The organism is Exiguobacterium sp. JMULE1 (assembly GCF_013337175.1).
Taxonomy (GTDB): domain Bacteria; phylum Bacillota; class Bacilli; order Exiguobacteriales; family Exiguobacteriaceae; genus Exiguobacterium_A; species Exiguobacterium_A indicum.
This window is the reverse complement of sequence record NZ_SGWC01000002.1, coordinates 1,494,227-1,515,038: the sequence shown is the minus strand read 5'-3', so window position 1 is coordinate 1,515,038 and position 20,812 is coordinate 1,494,227. Positions and strand designations below refer to the sequence as shown.

Annotated in this window: 16 protein-coding genes and 1 riboswitch; of the genes, 5 read left to right on the top strand and 11 right to left on the bottom strand. The window is 49.4% G+C overall.

The genetic code is table 11. The features are described 5' to 3' along the window. Both EXW93_RS08170 and EXW93_RS08165 read right to left on the bottom strand, forming a co-directional pair. On the bottom strand, positions 1–1,269 hold the full coding sequence (locus tag EXW93_RS08170; protein ID WP_174316323.1) for a hypothetical protein: 1,269 nt from the start codon (positions 1,267–1,269) through the stop codon (positions 1–3). Then, entirely contained in the window at positions 1,266–2,534 is a 1,269-nt protein-coding gene (locus EXW93_RS08165; protein ID WP_174316322.1) for a hypothetical protein, read from the bottom strand. Before EXW93_RS08165 ends, EXW93_RS08170 begins: the two co-directional genes overlap by 4 nt. Before the next feature lie 154 nt (positions 2,535–2,688). Between EXW93_RS08165 and EXW93_RS08160 the strand changes: the two genes are divergently transcribed. After that, entirely contained in the window at positions 2,689–3,507 is an 819-nt protein-coding gene (locus tag EXW93_RS08160; RefSeq protein ID WP_047390318.1) for an alpha/beta fold hydrolase, read from the top strand. Between the two features lie 72 nt (positions 3,508–3,579). On the opposite strand, the gene EXW93_RS08155 is transcribed toward EXW93_RS08160, so the two are convergent. The 9 genes from EXW93_RS08155 to EXW93_RS08115 all read right to left on the bottom strand — a co-directional run bounded on the left by EXW93_RS08155 (position 3,580) and on the right by EXW93_RS08115 (position 14,488). Continuing rightward, positions 3,580–4,611, bottom strand: a complete 1,032-nt coding sequence (locus EXW93_RS08155; RefSeq protein WP_058713101.1) for an NAD(P)/FAD-dependent oxidoreductase — start codon at positions 4,609–4,611, stop codon at positions 3,580–3,582. Between the two features lie 55 nt (positions 4,612–4,666). Continuing rightward, entirely contained in the window at positions 4,667–5,389 is a 723-nt protein-coding gene (locus EXW93_RS08150; RefSeq protein WP_082202557.1) for an energy-coupling factor transporter transmembrane component T family protein, read from the bottom strand. Continuing rightward, positions 5,361–6,890 carry an ABC transporter ATP-binding protein gene (locus tag EXW93_RS08145; RefSeq protein ID WP_058713100.1) on the bottom strand — a complete coding sequence of 510 codons (1,530 nt, stop codon included), beginning with the start codon at positions 6,888–6,890 and terminating at the stop codon, positions 5,361–5,363. The genes EXW93_RS08150 and EXW93_RS08145 overlap by 29 nt, the downstream gene beginning before the upstream one ends. Beyond that, positions 6,887–7,456: an ECF transporter S component gene (locus EXW93_RS08140; protein ID WP_174316321.1), complete on the bottom strand. Its 570-nt coding sequence runs from the start codon at positions 7,454–7,456 to the stop codon at positions 6,887–6,889. Before EXW93_RS08140 ends, EXW93_RS08145 begins: the two co-directional genes overlap by 4 nt. Before the next feature lie 100 nt (positions 7,457–7,556). Beyond that, positions 7,557–7,656: riboswitch (TPP riboswitch) on the bottom strand. Positions 7,657–7,751: 95 nt separating this feature from the next. Beyond that, on the bottom strand, positions 7,752–8,429 hold the full coding sequence (locus tag EXW93_RS08135; RefSeq protein ID WP_023468341.1) for a 50S ribosomal protein L25/general stress protein Ctc: 678 nt from the start codon (positions 8,427–8,429) through the stop codon (positions 7,752–7,754). Between the two features lie 288 nt (positions 8,430–8,717). Continuing rightward, on the bottom strand, positions 8,718–10,268 hold the full coding sequence (locus EXW93_RS08130; RefSeq protein ID WP_174316320.1) for a GNAT family N-acetyltransferase: 1,551 nt from the start codon (positions 10,266–10,268) through the stop codon (positions 8,718–8,720). Positions 10,269–10,280: 12 nt separating this feature from the next. Next, positions 10,281–10,811, bottom strand: a complete 531-nt coding sequence (locus EXW93_RS08125; RefSeq protein ID WP_058713097.1) for a glycerol-3-phosphate acyltransferase — start codon at positions 10,809–10,811, stop codon at positions 10,281–10,283. Next, complete coding sequence (locus EXW93_RS08120; protein ID WP_174316319.1) at positions 10,808–13,417, bottom strand: DEAD/DEAH box helicase; 2,610 nt, start codon at positions 13,415–13,417, stop codon at positions 10,808–10,810. Before EXW93_RS08120 ends, EXW93_RS08125 begins: the two co-directional genes overlap by 4 nt. 30 nt (positions 13,418–13,447) lie before the next feature. Then, entirely contained in the window at positions 13,448–14,488 is a 1,041-nt protein-coding gene (locus EXW93_RS08115; RefSeq protein WP_023468337.1) for a tyrosine-type recombinase/integrase, read from the bottom strand. A 429-nt stretch (positions 14,489–14,917) separates the two neighbouring features. Here EXW93_RS08115 and EXW93_RS08110 point away from each other — a divergent pair, with 429 nt between their 5' ends. From EXW93_RS08110 to EXW93_RS08095, 4 genes are all read left to right on the top strand, one after another. Further along, the gene (locus EXW93_RS08110; protein ID WP_023468336.1) at positions 14,918–15,319 is read left to right on the top strand and encodes a CoA-binding protein; all 402 of its coding nucleotides are present in this window, start codon (positions 14,918–14,920) and stop codon (positions 15,317–15,319) included. 178 nt (positions 15,320–15,497) lie between these two features. Beyond that, a complete protein-coding gene (gene parE / locus EXW93_RS08105; RefSeq protein WP_023468335.1) occupies positions 15,498–17,468 on the top strand; it encodes a DNA topoisomerase IV subunit B in 1,971 nt (656 codons plus the stop codon). Continuing rightward, positions 17,461–19,866, top strand: a complete 2,406-nt coding sequence (parC, locus tag EXW93_RS08100; RefSeq protein ID WP_023468334.1) for a DNA topoisomerase IV subunit A — start codon at positions 17,461–17,463, stop codon at positions 19,864–19,866. Before parE ends, parC begins: the two co-directional genes overlap by 8 nt. 299 nt (positions 19,867–20,165) lie before the next feature. Further along, positions 20,166–20,636, top strand: a complete 471-nt coding sequence (locus tag EXW93_RS08095; RefSeq protein WP_231681758.1) for an NUDIX domain-containing protein — start codon at positions 20,166–20,168, stop codon at positions 20,634–20,636. Positions 20,637–20,812 lie beyond the last annotated feature (176 nt).

Sequence of the window (20,812 nt, the reverse complement as noted above, 5' to 3'; positions counted from 1 at the left end):
TCATTTTTCGTATAGCTCAAATAGGGAGAGAATGATGTCACGACCTGTCGCCGAAAGATGAATCGACACGTCACGTTTCGGATCTCTCAAGTAAATATCGGTCTTTTTGACACGCTTATCGAGATAAACTTCGTATTGTTGTCCTTTCACTCCTTTTCGGAACGTCAAGTATTTCCACTTCGCTCGTTTTCCTCGTACGTCAGCCTGTTCACTTGTCTTGATTGCTTTTTGCAATTTCCCGGACTCATCACTCGTCATCATGATCGTATCCTCGACTTTAAGACGATCTTTAGAAGAATCGCTTTGATCATAAAGATAATGCTTGAACTGCTTTTGATGGAAGAGTGTTATGTCATTGATAGTGGATAGAACATCTTCTTCCGATAAGTCCTGTCGAGCAAGCTCAGACGGACGTTCCATCGTGTGCTGAATCGACAATTCGTAGCGGAATTGGTGTCCGTTTTTTTCTGTTGCGATAAGCGTGCCGTAATGTTCCGGTGTGCCGTCACCAGGAATGAAGCGGACTTTTCCGGGCTGTTTCATCGCATGGATCGACGTCTCCATCTGCTGTCCACTGATCAATTGCGGTATGCGTACAAAGGAGTTATACGATATATCGTCATTCTCATTATATTTCTCATTGTACGTCAGATAAAGCTTCGTATCTTCAGTAAAGGGAGTAAGGGCTTCTGCATAGACGACGAATGTCTTTCGTTCGTCTTTTTTCGTTACATCAGTCGCTTTCATCACCAGGTAACCTGATCCAGGTAGCGCTAATTTTCGAACAGAACCGTTTATGATGTTATCATCACGTGAGAACCAGTCCTCTTTTTTAATGGTGTCTGGATGGACTTCTAACTCGTTCGGATGTTCAACCAGCTTCGTTTTCGCGAAGACATCTTGTTTGGTTGATAAGAGGTGATACTCGCTGTCAGCCATATTCTGACAATACAGATATGTTTGTTCTCCGGACTGGACATAACGAGCCATTTGTCCTAAGTAATCTTCAAATGGTGCCGTCATCACGACGGAGAACGTGTCACCGTAAGAATAATTTTTTGGAGCTTTTACCGCTTTTGATCGACACTCCTCCATGATGACACTCATTTCCTTTTCCGATAACATCTTCGGAGGTTCTTTGCCTTTAAACCGCGCTCCATCATACAATTTCGATAAGTAATCCCATTTGAAATTCGGCGCATCACTTTGACAACCGCTTAACGCGAGCGTTGCTGCAAGTGTGAGTCCGATCCAGTAACGTTTGTTCATTTGTTAAGCACCTCACTGAGTGCTTCACTTGTCGTACCCGACAGCTTAGCACCGTTCTTTGTTCCCTTTTTGACGACATAGATTTCAAGCTTTTTGGCGCGTTTGCGTTCAAATAGCTCGAACGTTTGGCTTTTTCCTTGGCGCATCAATGTTAATTTTTTCTGATTTAGTTTCGTGCCCTGTGGCTCCATGACATCGGTCTCTTTTAATTCCTGAGCGATTTTTTTCGCTAATTTATCCGGTATTGCCGAGACAAACTTATAATCGCTCTCGACGAGCTGTTTCGGTGATTGATGGATAAAACCGACATAGCTGGTTGGCGATGTATCAAAGAATACGTATTTGTAATTCGCGGGTTTTTCGTAAGTCGGATTGAGACGCATATAAATCGATGTTTCCTGAATGATTTTGCCTTCTTCTTTCTTCCGAACAGTCGCAAAAGGAAACGTCTGTCCCACTGAAAGTGTATCAGGAAGTTGTTTTCGTTCGATTTGATACGATTGCCCCATCACATGATCTTGAATGACGGATGGAATTCCGATACGATCACCACTGGTCATTAGTTCGATTGATGTATGTTGCAAACCACTATTCGGAATGACACGAAAAGCTAAATTCAATTCGGAACCGGATAGGGATTCGGTCGTCTCAAAGAGTGTTTGTTCGTCGTCCTTACTTTTGTCTTTCATGAAAAGAACGAATTGACCTTCCGGTGGTAAGGACAGCTGGTAGGACGGGAAGAGGTAATGTCCCATCTCTTTCGATTGCTTACTTTCTTCATTTTCCTGTTTTTGCTGATCCATTACTTTTTTGGGTACAGGTTTAAAGCGGACAATCGTCGATTTAGCTTTAACCGGTTGTTTTGACCAATCGACGAATGGATAATCACTTCGTTTAATCTGATGGACCGCATAATCCGCATGGCGTATCGGCTGACACGCCAGATAGTCCTTTTTTTCGTCTGATAGGAAACGAACGTGTTGGAATTCACGCCCTTGGACATTCGGAGGCAGGAAGTATAAGTCAAACCCTTCGTGTTGCACGTATCGGTCAGGTAAGTGCTTCATGTCTGGTTTTTGCTGACAAACCTTCAACAAAGCAGCCGTTTGTTTTTTGGGGAGATCCGGTATCTCTTGCCCATCAAAAGTAGTCGAAATACCGCCCCAGTAATTGGCATCATATGTAAGGTCTAAGTATTGTTCTTTACCGCATCCGGCAAGTAGGACTGCGCCTGCGAGAATACCGGTATGTATATAGCGTCTCATGAAAACCCTCCTTCATCCTAATGACTATATTTTACCATAATTTCAAGAATAGACAGAATTTTCTATAACACTTTAACATCAAGATGTTTGACATCTCTTGAGTCGGGAATAATAGATGCATGCACGGTCAATCTATTACTATGGGGGTTTTATGATGGGTACATTCATTCAAGCAGTTGATGGCACGAAGATTTATGTCGAGGATGTCGGATCGGGTCAACCAGTCGTCTTTCTACACGGCTGGCCAGCAAACAACAATATGTTCGAGTATCAAAAGAACCTGCTCGTCGAAGAAGGATACCGTTACGTCGGAATCGATTATCGCGGTTATGGCAAATCAGATGCGCCGGCAACGGGATACGATTATAAGACGATGGCGTCCGATATCAATGAAGTCATCGAACAGCTGAAATTATCGAACGTCACGTTGCTTGGCTTCTCGATGGGAGGAGGAATCGCCTTGTCCTATCTCTTGCAATACGGGGATTCAAAAGTCAGTAAGCTCGTTCTCGCAGGAGCTGCAGCACCTGTCTTTACACAGCGAGACGGCTATCCATACGGAATGACAAAAGAAGAAGTCGATGCGTTGATTGCCGACACGAAACAAGATCGTCCGTCGATGCTCAAAGGATTTGGGGAAATCTTCTTTGCGAAGGAGCATCCAGAACCACTCCAACAATGGTTCCACGGTCTTAGCATCGCTGCTTCGTCCCACGGTACGATTCAGTCAGCAATCGCATTACGTGATGAGGACTTGCGTGGAAAACTCGAAAACATCAAAGTCGATACGTTAATCATCCACGGTAAAAAAGACCAAGTCTGTCCATTCGAGTTCGCGGAAGAAATGCAAAAGGGAATCCCACATGCACGACTTGAAGTCTTCGAAGAGAGTGGGCACGGTATGTTGCTTGATGAACAAGAGAAGTTCAACGAGACGTTACTCTCGTACGTTAAAGGAAATCAAACCGTCTAATCCAACAAGCCATGGACACCCGTCCATGGCTTGTTTTTATGTACAGAAAAAAGCGTGCGCCGGCGCACACTTTTAAGGGCGATACTTCCGCATGAACCGTTGATCGATCCAGCGCTTCAGGTACCAACCGAACGGGTGAGTCGAATACTGATTGCCATACATTGAAACTGCATGACGTGGTCCCATCGATAAAATCGTCAAATAGTTCGTTTGCGGACGATAGGTTTTCAGTGCCTCTTCCTGGACGTACCGTAAGAGATTTGCCAGTAAGATTGGTGCTTGTCGGACAGCTGTGACGCCATTCTTCGGAATATCGGGATACGCGACGAGTGTCGCTGCGTCACCCGCAGCAAACAGACTTGGATGATCGAGCGCTTGTAACTGCTCATTGACGAGTAGGAACCCGTCTTCCGTATAGAGATTACTGTCCGCAAACAATGCCGGAGCTTTCGCACCCGTCAAGCGGATGATGGCATCTGGCTCGATTGGTGGGTGATGTGAAAAGCGGAGAGGAGACGACTCATTCAGTGGTCGTTCTCGAATCCAATGAACATCGAGTTCTTGTAAGCGTCGTGTAATGGCTTCCGCTGCTGGGTGTCCTGAAAGTAACTTTGGATCCGTGATCAGTGTAATCGGCACATCCGCCACTTTCAAGGACGCCGCCATCTCGACGGCCGCTGCACCGCTTCCAATCAAGACTGGACGCTTTGCTTGTTGCAGACGCTTTAATGTATCCGGTAACCGGTAGTTCGGTTTGATCGATAATCGTGTCGTATCTTCCGACCAATCGAACGAGCCGATATTCGTCGAGACGACGTCATAAGTATAGTGTCTGCCGGATGCACCGAAGACGACTTTTTCAACGGGATCGATTTTGATGACGGTCTCCTCGATGAATTGTTTATCATAGGCGCGACATAAGGCGGCGACGTCGATACGGATCTCATCAATGCCGTATGTTCCGTCAGCAAGTCCGGAGTACATGCCCGAGTAATATTGGTACGTCGAGGCGTTTAAAATCAGCCACTCGACGTCTTCTGTTGGTCCGTGTGTAATGCAATGCAGATGAGCGTGCCCTGCACCAATCAAGAGGATTCGTTTCATGTCGTTCTCCTTCAATCTGTCTTGCTAGAATGTACCCGGATACGGGTGGCGGTAATCATAGCCAAAAGACAAGACTGATGAACAGGAGGATGACCATGAGATAGATAACATCCTGGCGTTGAACGACTGGCACTTCATAATATGTCCGTTCTGCTGAAAAATGACGGGCTTCGAAAGCGATCGCCATCCGTTCTGCCCGCTGAATCGATCGCGAGAAGAGCGGTAAGCCGATTGATAGGAACGCATCACCAGGAAAGCGACTGTGAACGTTCCGAATCATCCGGACTTGCCGTAAGACGCGGACTTCTTCGACCAAATGTGGAAGAAAGCGGATCCCGGCAAGAAATCCGTACGCGAAGCGAGGCGATACCTTTGCTTGGTGAATCAAGCTCATCACGAACCGGGTCGCATCGGTCGTCGTGACGAAAGCGAAACTTAAGCAGACGAACGTTGCCATCCGTAAGGCAAGTAACCAGCCGTGCATGACACTTTCCGATGTGACATGAAACCAACCAAACGACCATAGAGGATTCGTTCCTTTGCCGAAGGCTGCCATCATCCAGAACGTCAATAAGAATAATAGACTGTAAGGTGCGAGTCGTTTCAAGAAATCGCGAGGACCCCACCCGGAGAGGAGTAGCAAGGCGATAGCAAAACTCAGGAACACCAACGTCTTGACCCAGTCGTTCGTTGCAATCAAGGCAAACATGATCAAAACCAATCCGCTACCTTTGATGACAGGATTGAGTTTAGCGAACGGTGACGCGTTCGTCTGCATTGCGCTTCACCTCCTGGAATTGGTACGAAAGTGGACGTTGTAGCTGACAGCGTTCGAGTAACGGAACGTCAGCGAATAATTCGCTCGGACGTCCGTCAAAGGCAATCCGGCCTTGCTCCATGACGAGGACACGATCCGCGTATCGGGCAACGAGTTCCATATCGTGTGTTGCCATGACGAGCGTCGTTCCGTTTTGTTGTTCCGTCAACAACTGTTCCATGAGCCGCCGTGTCGTCAATCCATCCTGTCCGAACGTCGGTTCATCGAGCAACAATAAATCCTTCGTCTGCCCGAGCATCGTCGCGACGCTGAGCCGTCGTTGTTGCCCCGTACTAAGCGCAAGCGGTGACTGCTGTTTGACAGATGCGAGTTCCAGTCGTTCGAGCAACGCTGTGCGCTCATCACTCGTCGCTGCCCGGTGACTCCAGTCGATTTCCGCTTCGACTGTCAGTTTGAGAAACTGCAGATCCGGTTGTTGAAAGACATAACCAACGTGCTCATAAAAGCGTCGCCGGGAGTAACGCTGAGCCGGACGTTCCTGGAACCGATATGTTCCACGATGCGAGAGCAACCGACCGAGTGTTGCAAGCAACGTACTTTTCCCGGAGCCGTTTGCCCCGAGCAGCATCACCCATTCTCCCGTCTTCAGGGAAAATGTCGCATCGGTCAGCGGGTAAGGTGCTTTCGTCGATAATGCAGCGACGTGTAACAAGGGAATGCCTGCAGTAGCGACTGGAGGAAGCACATGAAGTCGCGCTGCTTGTGGTCCATCTATGGGTAACGTCTCTAACGTGTACGGATACAAAGAGGGAACAGCGATCCCTTTCGATTGAAGATCCGTATACGCCTGCGGGAACAAATCCTGCGGATGCGCCGTTGCAGTCACCGATCCGTCCTCAAGTAAGACGATTTTGTCGATGTAAGGTAAACAGACATCGAGTTGGTGTTCGATCAAGACGATCGTTAAATCATGTTCTTTCTGAATCTGAAAGATCAACGCCATCAGCTCGTGTTGCCCGATCGGGTCAATCTGAGCCGTTGGTTCATCGAGTAATAAGATCGTCGGCTCAAGTGCCAGGACCGCAGCGAGCGCGAGGCGTTGTTTCATCCCCCCGGATAGACTCGCGATTGGTGTCGAGAAGGGGAGAGGGAGACCAACGAGTGCGAGTAAGCGTTCAATTCGTTCCTCCATCTCTTCGCGTGGAATCGACCGGTTTTCTAAGCTAAAAGCGATTTCGCGTCCGATCGTTTCCATGCAGAACTGTTCTTCTGGGTTTTGGAATAGCACTCCGACCGAACCGGACCGGGTAACGGTTCCCGTCTGTTCGACTTCAATCGTCTCTGGTGTCAGTCCGGCTAGGGCATGAAGCAGTGTCGTCTTGCCACTCCCGCTTCGTCCGAGCAGAAGGGTCGTTCCTTGCTCGATCGTCAGCGATACATGATCGAGCACCGACTTCATCTGACCGGGGTAGCGGATGCTGAGATCGTCGACAGTAATCATGCGACTTCCCGTTTCGCACGTCCTGCCGCAAACCCGTTCAAGACACCGGTCGCAACAAGGCGACGGACGAGAATCGCTGCAAGCAAGCCGCCCAGTAATGCGCCACTAATTAATTGTAAGCCAGTTGTCGCAAGCAACGTCGTCGTGTAGTAACCGAATCCGTTCGCGATCAGACTATAGACAATGCTACCAATCGCGGCTCCAACACCCGATAACATCAATGTCCAGGTGTCATAACGGCGATAACGCGTCATCGCAAAGACGAGTTCCGCACCAAGCCCTTGGCATACCCCGATCAGTAGAGCCGATAAACCAAAGTGACTACCCGTGAACAGCTCGACGGCTGCCGCGACGATTTCCGCGATGAGGGCGGCACCTGGTTTTTGAATGATTGCTGCGACGAGCGGGCTCGCGATGATCCAGATCCCAAACATCCAGTTGGCACCGACAGGTCCGAAGATCGCAGACATCGGTAACCAGAGTGTTGACCAACCAAGATAGATGACCCCGCAAGCGACGGCGAGCATCATCATGACCATGATTTCTTTCATTTTCCAGTGTTGCATTAGGTACGTCCTCCTTAGAATGGGGGAGACGCCAAAAAAGACCGCCCTCCGTAAAAAAGAGAGCGGTCCTCAGAAAAACTGCGCGCAGCAGGAGTCATTGGATGTGATCGCTCCACTTTCCTACGCTAGTATGAACTAGATCAGGTTCGAAGGGTCCGAAGTGAATCGTCTCAGCCAAATGGGCTCCCCTAGTGGATATGGTAATAGGTGATACGCTGTTCACTTTAGGCAATCTTCTGTCTATTGTCAAGACACAAAAAAACGATACGCCACGAAGGGCGTATCGTCAAACGACTTATTTGTTGTCTTCGTTCTCTTCTTTTGCTTCTTCTGAAGACTCTTCCGTAGCTTCCGCTTCGTTGTCTTCACCAGCTTCCGCTTGTGCCTCAGCTTCTGCTTCTTCGATTTCCTCAAGCTCTTGTTCAAGCGTTGATTCGACGACAGCTGCGACTTGAATGTCGCCTTCTGTGACGATACGGAAATCTTTTTGTTCTGGAAGATCAGCTACAGAGATCGAATCGCCGATTTCGAGGTTCGTGACGTCGACTTCGACGTTCTCTGGTAATTTATCTGGTGTAGCTGCGACTGTTACTTTAAAGAGTGTCTGTGACAGGAATCCACCGACTTTAGCGCCAGCTGCTTCGCCGACGAGTACGACGTCTGCTTCGACTTCTGTCTCTTCATCCATTTTAACGGCGATGAATTCAACGTGATCGACAGTTGGTGTGAAGACATCCATATCACGACGGTTGATCAAGACGTTAATATTTTTACCGTCGAGTTTCAGTGAAATCAAGACGTTCTCACCGTTTTCTCGAACGATTTTAAGCAATTCTTTTTCTTCGAATGCGATTGGTGTACTTTCCACTTTGTAACCATACACGACACCAAGAGCTTTTCCTTCATGACGTAATTGTTTACGGAGTGAGCGTGGACGTACCTCGCGTTTTTCGGCTGTTAATTTAACTGACATGTTCATTTCCCCCTTGAATTTGGTATAGCCCTCAAAAGGTAATGAATGTAGGAGCAGGACAAGTCCTGAACAATTTAAATATGCTAAGACAATCGGTTTCAGACTCTTTTGAATCTGACGCTTTCGTGACTTTGCATTTCTCTCCCAGGTCATTACGCTGATATTGAGAAACATGTGTGAGTAAGTCACCGTTTGATGCGGTGCTAGTAAGTTTATACCCCTATGTTTTAAATCCTTAAACCTCTATTTTTATTTTTTAAAGTCGAAAGACCTCCAAACCGCTTGAAATCAAGGGTTGAGAGGTCTTTCGTTTTTTTCATTTTTTATGGTGATGCGTTGGTTTTCACGAACCAGCACGCGGACGAGACGTTCGATGTGCCGCATCGTCGTCTGTCCCATCGTTGAGATTTGGAGCCATTGATTATGGACGAGATAGTCGCTTTCATATTGAACATGATAGCCTTGGATCCGGAGAGCGTCTCCTAAAGCGGTTGCCGACGGATGGACGATCGTCAGAATTCCCGGCGCTTGTGCTTCTTGCGTCGCAAGCAGGTTAAAACCAGTCGCGCGAACGGCCTGTTCGAGATAGGTCATCTTGATAGCGGCTTGATCGAGATCAAGGGCATCGAGCGCTGCCTGACAAGCCAGCAACAAGTTCGAGGAACCGGAAAAGGCGACGCCTTCCGCATAGAGTCCGAGATCTAGATAACGTGGAATACGTGGAGAAGGTAGGACGCGATCTACGTGACCGATGAACGCAAGACCCGGTAAACCCCCAATTGCTTTTCCGGAGACGGTCGTGACGAATCTGCAGCCGGCATACGAGAAACGCCCGGTTCCGACGGCGCTGATCGCATCGACGATGAGTGCGGTTCGTTGTTCTAACAGCGCTTTTACCGCATCGAGATCGTAGAGGACGCCCGTTGACGTCTCACAATGCGTCAACCAGATCCAGTCGTATTCCGTTTGATGCAGTTGACTCGCGAGTTGTTCCAAGTCGATTGGGTGACCGGATGGAAGCGAGTGGACATCAAAGGACTTTCCTGCTCGTGCTGCGTGATCGATCAAGCGTTGACCGAACTCACCACCGTTTAGGATCAACCCATGTCCACTCAGTTGTTGTGCGACGATATCGTTGGCGAGCGTACCACTGCCGACAGCCATCGAGACATGTGGCAAATCCAGCAACTGACACATTCGGTCCCGTAAATTTTGATCGAGCTGACGCATCGATGCCGTCCGATGCGGGCGCGGTGCTTGTTGCGCCGCTTGACGGACCGTCGGAGCGACTTCGACCGGACCGGCTAGAAAATGCAGAGGACGTAAAACGTCCGCGATGACGGATCGTTCGTATGTCGCGCGCGACAACAACATCGGTACGAACTGGGCGTCACCACTACCGAGCGTCGCTGCGATTGGTGTGAAGCCGAACCGCGCATATAGTTTAGCTTCCCGTGTCGTACCACTGATATAGACATGATCAATCGTTTCCCGTTCCAAGTAGACCATCAAAAAGCGCATCAATTGCATGAACGTACGACTATTGCGGTATTCGGGACGAACGCTGAGTAAACGGATTTCCGCTGGGTCCGTCAATGTCTCATCTAACGTCACGCCTTTTTCCTCAAGTGAAAAAGGGCGATGCTTCCGAATAGCAATCATCGCGACGAGTCGATCGTCTTCCTTGCCGATCAGATAAGTATTTTGATCATGAAACCGGTCAATCCGTTTCCGTTCGGTGTTCGGTTGATGTTGCGGAATCTCTTCCGTGAAGGTGAGGTAGTTCAGTTCATGGATTGCTTCCGCGTCCGAAGCGGTGGCAATGGAAAAGTCGATCATGAGATGTCCTCCTTATGTAATGACTAGCTTGTGAAGTGCATCATGAGCCCACAGGACAAGTAGACTTACGGCAACGGTACACAAGATATTGATGGATCCTGCGTCAAAGTAGACGGGGAGTAACGGGAGCAGAACAACCGGAATCAGCCCTGCTTTGACGCTATCTTTCGTTACGAGATAAGACAGACCGAGTATGCCTAGTCCGGCAAGATATGCCCACGGCGTGATGGCGAAGACAATTCCGGAAAATACGGCATACCCTTTACCGCCGCGTCGCGGATGAAACAACGGAAACAAGTGACCGATGAGCACGGCAAGAGCAACGGGATAAAATGCGTCTGTGATCTGTAGTGCAAGAACGGTCTTCGCGGCATCAAACAGATACACGAATAAAAAGGCCGGGAGCCCACCGGCACGATGGGCGTTGCGAGCACCGATGTTTCCGGAACCGACCTGAGCCAAATCGGTTCGACTGACGTACTTCCAGAGCGTACCGCCCAGAATACTGCCGATAAGGTAACCAAGCAGAAGATCAAGGATCACCGATGTTCCTCCTTTGTTTCTACGAGATGAACGAGTTCTTTGACGGTCAAGGCATCACTGTCTGGAGCCGTCAGGACGGCATCGACCATCTGGGCTTTTCGATCTTGTAATTCCGTCATCTTTTCTTCGATCGTCCCGCGTGTCAGCAATTTGATGACCGTCACGTCGGATTGTTGTCCAAGCCGGTGGGCACGATCGGCAGCTTGCTGTTCGACTGCGGGATTCCACCAGCTGTCAAAGAGGATGACGGTATCAGCAGACGCGAGATTCAGTCCCGTTCCGCCGGCTTTCAGGGAAATCAAGAAGAGATCGACTTCACCGTCATTGAACCGATCGCATAACGCCACCCGGTCTTCGAGTGGTGTCTCACCCGTCAACAGGAAGTGGGGGAGGTGACGTTGCGCGAGATCCGAGCGAATACGCTCGAGCATTTGTGTATACTGCGAGAAAATCAAGATCCGCTTTCCGGCTGCCCGTTTTTCGGCAATCAATGAGAGCAGACGCGTTCGTTTTGTTGCTTCTCCTCTGTATCCCTCGACGAATAATCCCGGATCGTTGCAAATTTGCCGCAAACGCGTTAACCCAGCCAGTAACTTCAAACGATCTTCGCGTTTCATCTCGTCTAAGTGTTGCAGCGTCTCGAATTGCAATTTGGCAAGATACGACGCATATAAGCGTTTTTGGTTCGGACCGAGCTCGACATAATGATGTTCGATCTGTTTCTTCGGTAAATCCTGTAAGACATCTTGTTTCTCACGCCGTAATAAGAACGGTTGGATGAACCGTTGCATATCGTCAAACGACCATTTCTCAAACGTCATTAGATCCGGCAGTAGCTCTGGAAACAGGACATGGAAAATCGACCAGATATCACGCGGTCGATTCTCGAGCGGTGTTCCCGTTAAGGCGAAACGGCGTTTTGCTTGCAGATGCCGTAGTTGACTGACTGTTTGCGACTGCGGATTCTTCAAGTGCTGTGCTTCATCAAAGAAGACGACGTCATATACAGGGTGGCGACGGACGTCGGTCCGAAGCGTCGTATAGGAGACGATCGTCACCGTATCGTCAGGTAAGTGCTCCAGTTCGCGGAGTCGGCTAGTTTGAGAACCCGTGACGACATGAACCGGTCGATTGGGTAAAAAGCGTTTCAGTTCTGCTTCCCAGTTGCGGAGCAGTGACGCCGGCGCGACGATGAGCGCACGACGGTCAGGAATCGTCGCGATATAACCAATCGCTTGAATCGTCTTCCCGAGCCCCATCTCATCGGCTAGGATCCCGTGACATCCTTGTGCGTCCAAATTCTTCAGAAACTGGATGCCCGTCCGTTGATACGGATAGAGTCGTGACTCTAACGAATTCGGCAAGTCGAGCCGGAATCCTTGTCCGGATTTTAATTCAAGCCATTTCTCGAGCAAATCAGCGTGAAGATGCAGGACGGAGGCGCCGATCAGATGCTTCATGTTCCGGACGGCAGGTAAGACGATTCGTCCATCGCGTAAGTCGCGTTCACTTGCTTCCATCTGAGCGAGGACCCGTTGTAACTGCTGAAAAGCCCTTGTTTCTAAAGAAACGAACTGTCCAGATTTCAAGCGGTGGTACCGTTTTTGTAAGACGAGCGACTTCAGGACACGTTTCAGCTCATCTTCTGGAATCCCGTCCATTGAAAAGTTGAAGATGAGCCAGTCGAGGCGGTCCGTCACGTCGACTTCGATCCGCGGATGAAACGGTCCTTTTGGTAACGTCGTCCGGATCGCTTGTGTTGCAAATAACTCCAGTTGACCGAGCGCAATCCGTTCGTCAAGCAGGCTCCGCAGAAAGGCATATTGCGCGGCGTCACGCGTAATGATGTAGCGCGTGTCACGTGGCGTTGCTTGGAATTCACGTAAGAAGCGTAAGACACTTTGCTCCGTTACTTGATCGCGACCAGCGTAAATCGTCTCGTCGAGCGGATTCAGCTGAATCCCTTGATAATCAAACGACACGCGGACTTCGACTTCTTGAGCCGTTCGGTCGAGATGGAGTTTGACGATTGGTGTCCCGGAAACGATTCGTTCTTGCAAATCAGGACTGAACGAAACATCGGCGACTTGCTGCAAATACTCTGTCTGTCTAAGCAGACGATCGAAGTAGGGCAGGGACAGTTGATGCTGTTGCTTGTCCGTCAGTCGTTTGAGCGTCACGACGGGTCCGGTCAGTTCGAAATGAATCGCTACCCGACGATCCGGTGTGAGACTGCGTAAATAATGGCGCGCGCCAGCGTCATCGACTTGGATCGCCGTGAACGGACGGATCTGCGGCGATAGCGGTGTCGGTGTACCATGCGCCTGAACATGATGCATCGCTAGTAAAACGGCGACGATATGTCCGCAAAATGACGTATCCATCGCAAGCGACGGACAATTACAGCCGGCGTCGACACCGTGCGCCTTGACGCGAACCGTCACCGTGAATCGTTCCTCACCGTCGACACTCGCTTCGATCAGCTCGTCGCCCATTCGGTAATTGTGCAACGTGACCTTGCGGGCGGCGACATACTTCTTTCCCCGTCGAAAGGCATAGGCATCAGACATTTGTTTGATTTTGCGTTCACTGAGCCCATAATTCATGCTATTCCTCCTTTAGTTGACATAATGTTATTATCGTTCACCATCGAATAAATCGACGGCGCGTTTTTTCTCGGAATCACCGATATGGGCATAGACTTGTGTTGTCGCGACGGATTCGTGACCAAGTAACTGCTGGATCGTCAGGACGTCGACCCCACCGGTCGCAAGACGTGTCGCAAACGTATGCCGCAATTTATGCGGTGTAATTTTTTTGCGCTCTAAAAAGGGCAGGACTGGTTTCAATCGTTCCGTGTGCCGCTGCAAAATATGCTGGACTGCCCGTGGACTGAGTGGTTTTCCGTGTTTTTGGAAGACAGGCACGGCGCCGCTCGTTGGCATCTGATAATGAATCGCGTATTTGCGCAATGCAATCCGAGCTGGTTTCGCGAGTGGAATCAGTCGTTCTTTGTTACCTTTCCCGATGACGCGAAGCGTGTTTTCGTGAAAATCAACATCGTTCCAGACGAGTTGGGTCATCTCACTGAGGCGCATCCCGCTATAACCGAGCAGTTGGAACAACGTCACGTCGCGGACGCGGTCTCGTTCATAATGTGATGCTTCTCGGGCATTCATCTCAACGTTTGATGGTAACAACTGAATCAATTCATCCCATTCGCGTTTCGTCAGGTAAATCGGTTCCCGTTTTGCTTGTTTTGGTCGATTGACTTTTGCAACTGGATTTTCCGACAGCTGACCTGTATCGACCAAATAACGGAATAACGACTGTAATGCTGATAATTTCCGGTTGATGACGCTTGGTGCATTTTGTTTCGTTAAGGCAAGGTATTCAGCGTAAGCTTCAATTCCTGCTGCATCGATCTCGACAAATGCTTCGAGTGGAATATCCCGTGCTGTTACTTCTTCTCCGGACGCTGTAGCAACAAATTGAAAGAACGCTTCGTAGTCGTAAACGTAGCGACGCATCGTCGCTAACGAGAAATGTTTTGCTGCTAACTGATCCAAATAGGACTGAATGAAGCGTGGCATCCGCTCATAACCCGGAATCGCTGGTACTGTAGCCGAAACGGTCGTTTTATGTATCGTTTTTCCTAGGTTTTTAAATAAACTCATCCGACAATCACCCCTCTAGTGGTAGTATACCAAACGTTGATACAGCAGACACTTGTTTGCGTGAAATAGTTATTTCACGCAACGTTAAATTGTCAGACAGGGAGCTCTCAGTTGCATCGACAATGCGCCAGGCGGGTCGTTGATCAACTCGATGCACGTGAGAATTTAACCTATTTTTATCGTTTTTGAGCTACGACATTCTCTTTAATGACAATAATAGTATTATGTAACCTCAGTCATTGAAAAAGAATGAATATTCAAATTCGCTCTCAGTTGCATCGAGAAGTCGTTCGACGGGTCATCGGTCGACTCATTTGATTTCAAGACGATTTCTGAAAAACGTCGAAAACGTGCTCGATTTCGCATACTTCATCTCGGTTCGGGTATAGAGTGTTAGGTAAGAGTTATTTTCATAAGGGGGAGTTCTAGATGATTACCGATCAACAAGCACGTCAATATTTGAAGGATGCGAAACGCATTGCCGTCGTCGGCGTCTCGAGTGATTCCGGAAAGACCGCGAACTGGATTGCTGACTACTTAGTCCAACACGGATACGAAGTCATTCCAGTCAATCCGACATTAAACGAGTGGAACGGTCAAAAAGTCTATCCGAGCGTCGCAAGTATTCCAGGACACATCGATATCGTCGATGTCTTCCGTCGGTCTGAGTTTTTAGCGGATGTCGCCAAAGATGCTGTTGCTCACGGCGACGTCGGGATGATTTGGAATCAGCTCGGTCTCTCGAGTGTCGAAGCAGAAAGTCTCGCACTTGGTGCTGGTATTCCATATATTGAGAATCGTTGCATCAAAATCGAGCATCAATATCTGTGAGTCATCGCACGATTTCAGGCATCTTCACCCGTTCGTGAAGGTGTCTTTTTTCATGCGCTTTACAGGTTATGCTTGTCAGGAAGCAAGAAGATGCCTACAATTAGAGACAGACTACTCGAAATAACGAACGAACGTTTGTAAAAACGACGTCGTACTTTCGAATTTTGGGGTGAAATGAATGGCGACAGACTTAAATAACTACAATGATGATGCCATACAGGTGCTCGAAGGACTCGAAGCAGTCCGGAAGCGCCCAGGTATGTATATCGGTTCAACCGATCACCGTGGACTTCACCATCTCGTCTACGAGATCGTCGATAACGCGATCGATGAGGCACTCGCAGGGTTCGGGGAACAAATTGACGTTACGATCCATAAAGATAATGCAATCACGGTCCGTGACCATGGACGTGGGATGCCAACGGGGATGCATGCGTCTGGAAAACCGACTGCTGAAGTCATCTTCACAGTCCTTCACGCTGGCGGTAAGTTCGGTCAAGGTGGATATAAGACGTCTGGTGGCTTACACGGCGTCGGGGCGTCGGTCGTTAACGCCTTGTCAACGGATCTGAAAGTGACGATCTTTCGTGACGGGAAACAATATGAGCAAACGTTTGAAAACGGTGGGATGCCGAAGACGACGTTGCTGGAAACGGGTACGACGCGTCAAAAAGGAACGAGCGTTTACTTTAAACCAGATGGCTCGATCTTCAGTACGTTGACATACAACTACGATACGCTCGCGGAACGCTTACGCGAATCCGCTTTCTTGCTGAAAGGTCTGAAGATTACGCTGACGGACGAACGGTCTGATAAACAAGATATCTTCCAGTACCAAGACGGTGTCAGCGAATTCGTCCAGTACTTGAACGATGATAAAGACACGCTGCATCCGACGGTCGCGTTCGAAGGCACGGAAAACGAGATCGAAGTCGATATCGCCTTCCAGTTCACGGATGCGTACTCGGAAAACGTCCTGTCGTTCGTCAACAACGTCCGGACACGCGACGGTGGAACACACGAAGTTGGTGCGAAGACGGCGATGACACGGGTCATGAATGAATATGCCCGAAAGAACACGCTCTTGAAGGAAAAGGATAAGAACCTTGACGGAAATGATATCCGCGAAGGGTTGACGATGATCGTCTCGATCCGAATTCCGGAAGAATTCCTTCAGTTCGAAGGACAAACGAAGTCGAAACTCGGTTCACCGGAAGCGCGGACGAGCTGTGACGCTGTCATCAGTCGTCGTCTCTCCACGTACTTGGAAGAGAACCCGCAAACGGCGACGCTGTTGATCAAAAAAGCGATCCGCGCAGCGCAAGCTCGTGAAGCAGCACGTAAAGCCCGCGAAGAAGCACGAAATGGGAAAAAAAAGAAACGTTCGAGCATCTTGAACGGAAAACTGACACCTGCTGCTTCGAAAAACGCAGACAAGAATGAATTGTTCCTCGTCGAGGGTGATTCTGCAGGTGGTTCTGCGAAACAAGGACGAAACCGGACGTTCCAAGCGATTCTTCCACTCCGTGGTAAGGTCTTGAACACGGAAAAAGCGAAACTCGCTGACATCATGAAAAATGAAGAGATCAATACGATCATTCACGCGATTGGTGGCGGTGTCGGAGCCGATTTTGACTTGTCGGATTGTAATTTCGACAAAGTCATCATCATGACGGATGCCGATACCGATGGCGCGCATATCCAAGTCTTGTTATTGACGTTCTTCTTCCGTTACATGCGTCCGTTGATCGATGCTGGGAAGGTCTTCGTTGCCTTACCACCGCTCTATCGTGTCTCCAAAGGAAAAGGCAAATCGGAGAAGTTCGAATATGTCTGGGACGAAGAGACGCTCAAGAAAACGACGAAGAAGTTCGGTAAAGGTTATATGATCCAACGTTACAAAGGACTCGGGGAGATGAATGCACCGCAGCTCTGGGAAACGACGATGGATCCCGAGACACGGACATTGATTCGGGTCACGATCGACGATGCTGCTGTTGCGGAAAAACGTGTCTCGGTCTTAATGGGCGATAACGTCGGGCACCGCCGGACGTGGATCGAGGACAATGTCGCCTTCGGTCTCGCGGAAGACCTCTCGATCATCGAGAATGAGCACGTGACGAAAGAGAGTGTGAACGAACATGTCTAATCTACAAAACATCCTGAACCTGTCGCTCGAGCAAGTCGTCGGCGACCGGTTTGGTCGTTATTCGAAATATATCATCCAAGATCGTGCCTTACCGGATGCCCGGGATGGTCTGAAACCGGTTCAACGCCGAATCTTGTATGCGATGCATACGGAAGGCAACCTGTTCGACCGGGCCTACCGGAAATCGGCGAAGACGGTCGGTGTCGTCATCGGTAACTATCACCCGCACGGTGATTCATCGGTCTATGAAGCAATGGTCCGCTTGAGCCAAGAGTGGAAACTCCGTTACCCGCTGATCGATATGCAAGGGAACAACGGGTCAATCGACGGTGATAGCGCGGCAGCAATGCGGTATACGGAAGCCCGTCTTTCGAAAGTTTCGAGTCTGATTCTCGACGGGATCAACAAACAAACCGTCGATTACACGCTGAACTTCGATGATACGACGGAAGAACCGCTCGTCTTACCGTCGCTCCTGCCGAACTTGTTGATGAACGGTTCGACGGGGATTTCCGCTGGTTACGCAACTGAGATTCCACCGCACCACGCGGGAGAAGTCCTCGATGCTGCGATTGGTCGGATTTCCGGTACGGTCCAGAACGTCGATGACTTGTTGACGCACATGCAAGGTCCTGATTTCCCGACTGGTGGTGTCGTTCAAGGGCTTGACGGCATCAAGAAGGCGTTCGAGACAGGACGCGGGAAAGTCATCATCCGCTCGCGCTCAACGATTGAGACACTGCGGGGTGGTCGTCAGCAAATCGTCATCACGGAGCTCCCGTATGAGGTCAATAAAGCGAATCTCGTTAAACGGATGGAAGAACTCCGTCTTGATAAAAAGGTCGAAGGTGTCGCTGAAGTCCGTGATGAGACCGACCGCGACGGCTTACGGGTCGTCATCGAGTTGAAGAAGGAAGCGGACGCAGAAGGTGTCTTACACTTCTACCTCAAACAGACTGACTTACAAATTGCCTATAACTACAACATGGTCGCGATCCATGAACGGACACCGCGGCAAATGGGCGTCTTGACACTCCTCGATGCGTATCTTGCACACGTCAAGGAAGTCGTCATCCGCCGGACAGCGTTTGATCTCGAACAAGCGAAACGCCGTCAGGAAGTCGTTTCTGCCTTGATGACAGCAATCTCTGTCCTCGATGAGACGCTTGCCTTGATCCGTTCTGCGTCGAACAAAGCGGACGCGAAAGACAAGCTGATCGCGCGCTTCAACTTCACGGATCGCCAAGCGGAAGCTGTCGTCATGCTCCAACTTTACCGGTTAACGAATACCGATATCGTCGAGTTGCAGGAAGAAGCAGCGAAACTCGAGAAGGAAATCGCTCGTCTTGAGAAGATCCTTAACGATGAAAAGACACGGAATCGTCTCATCATCAAGGAATTGACAGTCTTGAAGGAACAAGTCGCGGACAAACGTCGCTCGACGATCGAAGCGGAAGTTGAAGAACTGAAGCTGAAGACGGAAGTCATGATCGCTGTTGAAGAAACGATGGTCTTCCTGTCGAAAAACGGTTACGTCAAACGTTCGTCGCTTCGTTCATTCGGTGCCTCGAACGACTTACCGGACTTGAAAGAACAGGATCGTCCGTTGCTCCAAGGGCAAGCGATGACGACCGACCACTTGATCGTCTGGACCGTTCGCGGGAATTACTTGCTGATTCCGGTCCATCAATTGCCGGATACGAAGTGGAAAGATGGCGGTCAACACGTCGCGAACCTCGTCCCACTTGAACCGGGTGACCGGGTTCTCTCAGCGGATCTCGTCCGCTCGTTCGACGAAGCACAGCATTGCTTGTTCGTGACTCGTCAAGGGATGGTCAAACGCTCGAAACTGAGTGACTACAACGCCCAGCGGAAGTCAAAACCACTTCAAGGTGTCCGTTTGAAGGCAGACGACGAAGTCTTGTATGCTCAGGTCTCAACGGGTCAAACGGAGCTGTTCCTTGCGACACAGAACGGTTTCGGTCTCTGGTTCACAGAAGACGACGTTCCAGTCGTCGGTGTCCGGGCTGCTGGTGTTAAAGCGATCAACCTGAAGGATCAGGATGTCGTCGCGGGTGCAATTGGCTTCAAGGAAGCACCACAGATCGTCCTCTTGACGCAACGGGGTGCCTTGAAGAAGATGCGCCTCGCGGATCAGTTCCAAGTCTCGAGCCGTGCGCTCCGTGGCTTACAGTTGCTCCGTGACTTGAAATCGAAACCACACCAAGTCGCAGCATTGATCGACGTCACACAAGCGAAAGAATTGGTCCTCAGCGGAAAAGAGCAGGAAAAAACGATCCAAATCGGTTCGTTATCGTTCCTCGACCGCTTATCGAACGGTTCATTTGCCTACGATGAAGAGAAATTCGGTCCCTTACTCGACTGGTATACACGATAAGACGAGGCTCCTCCGGATAACGGGGGAGCTTTTTTAGATTTAGCGGGGCAGGAGAGGGGGAATTTTGAGACGAATGCTCGGAATTTTGAGATTTATCGCTATAAATATCGTTTACAAATTGAAACACTGATCAATAACGGCTACAATAGAAGAAATAGTCAGGTCACGATTCGTCACGAACAAGCGTCGGGTCACGCGTCTCCGCAGCTTTGCTTATAGCGTCAATTGATCAAGCAGCTACGGGACCGTCCCTTTAGCTGCTTGTTGTGCAATCTGCCGACCTTGGAGAGGTGATGAAGATGAAATTCAGACGTCGCGAAAAAGTAGCAATCTATATCACTCGGGAAAAACCTAACGGATGGGAACTACTTGTTTTTCATCCACAATCGGCTCCTGAGAGTGATTGGCAGATCCCCGCAGGTACGATCGAAGATGCTGAAATCGCAAAAGAAGCGGCTGTCCGTGAGACGCTTGAGGAAAGTGGTCTCTCGTTAGCATCCGTCCAGTACATCGGCGAAGAAGAGATGCGCTATCCGGAGCGAATGCGGGTGCATTACACGTATTTCTACCATGCGCACATCGAATGCCAAGAGAACCGCTGGACGCATTGTGTGGCTGGTGACGGTCAGGATTGCGGTGATTTCTTTGATTTCGCGTGGTTGCCACTTGATCGGATCACGCAACTTGAACGCCGCCATCATATATTCCTGGATCGTTTGATTCATCGATTGGAACGGACACGTCCGTATGATTGTCGAAAACACGGTTAATTCCGTGTTTTTTTGTTTTGTCTCACTATCTTAAGTTTACCCTGATTATGAGACAAAATCTTATAACTATTGATAATATATGTTATGTTAACTTGAATAAAAAAATGATCTTTTAGTCAGATTCATCCATCCCCCCTGTCGTGTAAAAATCGGTCTATCGTCCTGTTGGTCTTCTT

What these genes read in the sequence shown, in the direction of transcription:
- EXW93_RS08170 (WP_174316323.1), bottom strand. Translation starts at nt 1,269, where the DNA reads ATGAACAAACGTTACTGGATCGGACTCACACTTGCAGCAACGCTCGCG.
- EXW93_RS08165 (WP_174316322.1), bottom strand. Translation starts at nt 2,534, where the DNA reads ATGAGACGCTATATACATACCGGTATTCTCGCAGGCGCAGTCCTACTT.
- EXW93_RS08160 (WP_047390318.1), top strand. Translation starts at nt 2,689, where the DNA reads ATGGGTACATTCATTCAAGCAGTTGATGGCACGAAGATTTATGTCGAG.
- EXW93_RS08155 (WP_058713101.1), bottom strand. Translation starts at nt 4,611, where the DNA reads ATGAAACGAATCCTCTTGATTGGTGCAGGGCACGCTCATCTGCATTGC.
- EXW93_RS08150 (WP_082202557.1), bottom strand. Translation starts at nt 5,389, where the DNA reads ATGCAGACGAACGCGTCACCGTTCGCTAAACTCAATCCTGTCATCAAA.
- EXW93_RS08145 (WP_058713100.1), bottom strand. Translation starts at nt 6,890, where the DNA reads ATGATTACTGTCGACGATCTCAGCATCCGCTACCCCGGTCAGATGAAG.
- EXW93_RS08140 (WP_174316321.1), bottom strand. Translation starts at nt 7,456, where the DNA reads ATGCAACACTGGAAAATGAAAGAAATCATGGTCATGATGATGCTCGCC.
- EXW93_RS08135 (WP_023468341.1), bottom strand. Translation starts at nt 8,429, where the DNA reads ATGTCAGTTAAATTAACAGCCGAAAAACGCGAGGTACGTCCACGCTCA.
- EXW93_RS08130 (WP_174316320.1), bottom strand. Translation starts at nt 10,268, where the DNA reads ATGATCGACTTTTCCATTGCCACCGCTTCGGACGCGGAAGCAATCCAT.
- EXW93_RS08120 (WP_174316319.1), bottom strand. Translation starts at nt 13,417, where the DNA reads ATGAATTATGGGCTCAGTGAACGCAAAATCAAACAAATGTCTGATGCC.
- EXW93_RS08115 (WP_023468337.1), bottom strand. Translation starts at nt 14,488, where the DNA reads ATGAGTTTATTTAAAAACCTAGGAAAAACGATACATAAAACGACCGTT.
- EXW93_RS08110 (WP_023468336.1), top strand. Translation starts at nt 14,918, where the DNA reads ATGATTACCGATCAACAAGCACGTCAATATTTGAAGGATGCGAAACGC.
- parE (WP_023468335.1), top strand. Translation starts at nt 15,498, where the DNA reads ATGGCGACAGACTTAAATAACTACAATGATGATGCCATACAGGTGCTC.
- parC (WP_023468334.1), top strand. Translation starts at nt 17,461, where the DNA reads ATGTCTAATCTACAAAACATCCTGAACCTGTCGCTCGAGCAAGTCGTC.
- EXW93_RS08095 (WP_231681758.1), top strand. Translation starts at nt 20,166, where the DNA reads ATGAAATTCAGACGTCGCGAAAAAGTAGCAATCTATATCACTCGGGAA.